Below are 2,147 nucleotides of genomic sequence, written 5' to 3'. Positions count from 1 at the left end.
TCAATGCCCTCGGCACTGCCGAGATCATTCGCGTGGCATAACGCCAGCGGGGTAAGGGGAAGTCATGCCTCAGGCGTGAGTTCTGCAACAATGCCCCTCCCCCTTGCCTTCGCGCCCGAGATAAACCTAACTGCAATTCCGTCTCAAAGTTGCGCGATGGATCAGTTGCGGTCCCAATGGTAAAAAAGGCAGAACGAAATTTTTGAACTGAACGTTACCGCCCGCGCCCGCATTTCACCTCTGGCCTGCCAGAAAGAGCACCGATTCACGAGGATCAGCATGGCATTGCGACAGCTTCTGGTCCGCCCATTCATCGCTCTTTTCTTCCTGTTATGGATCGCGGGCCTTTGTCTGCCGGACCTTGCGGCAGCACGGGGTTCGAAAGATATCGAGATCCTGCAACTCATCAACGACGGCCGATACGACGCCGCCAGAGAGTTGTTGAGCGCCCAGACCCCAAGTGATGCGGATCGGGCGTTCGCCGAAGCGCGTATCTTGAAAGTGCAGCGCCGTCTGCGGGAGGCGATCAACGCTTTTCGCCTCACCCTGCAAATCGATCCAAACTATATCGAAGCAAGACGCGAGCTTGCGCATACGCTCTTGCTAAATCAACAATACGATGCCGCAGAATTTCATTTCAAGGCGCTGCTCGACATAGAGTCGAACGAATCGCTGCGCGAAGGCTATCGCCGGTTTTTGATTGTCATTGATCGAAATAAACCGATGGGCGTCACCGGTCATTTTTCTCTCATCCCATCGACGAATATAAACCGTGGAACGACGCAAACACTGTTCGACACAACAAGTGGCGTGTTTGTCATCGACTCTGATTCACGGGCTAGTTCAGGGGTCGGTACCCAATTGGGAATCTCGGGATACTTCCGGAACCGGACCGGACCGAACAGCCGCGTCACACTGAACTGGAGACTTGTCGGCACCCATTACGAAGACACAATCCATGACAATGCCACAGGCGCGGTTTCGCTGACATACGAACGGGTTAGTGAAGCGTGGCAATGGTATGTCAGTCCGTTTTTCAGTTTGACATGGCGCGAAGATGATGCAGATTTTGACACGAAAGGCGCACGGGTTGGCCTTACGCGGCCCCTATCGAACAAGTACACCTTGTACCTTTCGGGCAGCCATGAATACCGCAACTACCAAAACCAAGTGTATAAAAACGGTGACTACAGCCTGATATCGCTCAGCCTGAGCCGCCAGATCAACCCGAGCCTGATGCTGAATGGCGGGCTGGCGTTTGAGTTTAATAATACCGCCGCCCCGCACCTTCGGTATTACGGCCGCAAGGTATTCGCGGGAATTTCCAAATCCTGGCAGGGCGGACTGCAAACCAGTTCAAGTGCGGAATTTGGGTCACGCAATTTCGTCGGCGACTTCCCCGTGCTGGCAAGCCCCCGGGATGACACCTACCATGCTCTCAGCTTTGGAGTCTCCAACACGAGGATCGAATTCGGCGGATTCACCCCGCGCCTTTCCTGTTCCTACACTACGAACGAGTCGAACGTGGTGTTCTACGAATACAAAAGTACCGAGTGCTTGGTGAGCATATCAAAAAACTTCTAGGGCCAGGACACCTTCTTGTTTCATAGCCAGAAGCTCACGGATGCGGCGAGGGCGGGTAGGAATACCGTTGGGCATCCGTCATCGCGCGTCGAAACCTGCGCCAATTTTTCAGTCGCCCGAACATGATCCCTATCCTGTCGCGATTTTGGACTTTTCATGGTTTATTTCCCGTTTCTTTCGGGCAATCATTTACAATGGACGAGACAAGGAATGGCAACGAGGTACACAGACGAGTTTCGCCTTGATGCTGTGCGCATCGCAACGACCAGCGGCTTAACCAGTCCTCAGGTTTCCTCTGATTTGGGTGTTGGGTTTTGGACCCTGAACAAGTGGGCTCAGAAACACCAGCATGACGATTTGATGTCCGGCCCTCATGCGGATGTGGAATGGGAGAACAAACGCCTTTGCAACGAAGTCCACCCGCTGCGCGAGGAGCGGCAAGTTTTACAAAAAACGGCGATCCATTGCCCGGCAGGCGATTGCGGAGCAATCTGCCGAGAGGAGCGCAAGCTGCCGTTGAAGGACTCGATGTAACCATTTTGCTGCGGCTTGTCCCGCTGCAC

At 54.0% G+C, this 2,147-nt stretch carries 2 protein-coding genes; both read left to right on the top strand.

Translation table 11 applies throughout. The features are described 5' to 3' along the window. The first annotated feature begins 279 nt into the window (after window positions 1–279). Window positions 280–1,584 (top strand): surface lipoprotein assembly modifier, encoded by a 1,305-nt coding sequence (locus CHB75_RS21115; protein ID WP_089274130.1) that lies wholly within the window; start codon window positions 280–282, stop codon window positions 1,582–1,584. Between the two features lie 156 nt (window positions 1,585–1,740). After that, complete coding sequence (locus CHB75_RS21110; protein ID WP_089274128.1) at window positions 1,741–2,118, top strand: transposase; 378 nt, start codon at window positions 1,741–1,743, stop codon at window positions 2,116–2,118. Window positions 2,119–2,147: the final 29 nt, after the last annotated feature.

The sequence above is a fragment of the Puniceibacterium sediminis genome (assembly GCF_900188035.1).
Lineage (GTDB): Bacteria > Pseudomonadota > Alphaproteobacteria > Rhodobacterales > Rhodobacteraceae > Puniceibacterium > Puniceibacterium sediminis.
Note: the sequence above shows the minus strand (reverse complement) of the source record. Positions and strands in the feature narration are given on the sequence as shown.

Excerpts from the sequence above, each read along its gene's own strand:
- CHB75_RS21115 (WP_089274130.1), top strand. The coding sequence starts at position 280 with ATGGCATTGCGACAGCTTCTGGTCCGCCCATTCATCGCTCTTTTCTTC.
- CHB75_RS21110 (WP_089274128.1), top strand. The coding sequence starts at position 1,741 with ATGGTTTATTTCCCGTTTCTTTCGGGCAATCATTTACAATGGACGAGA.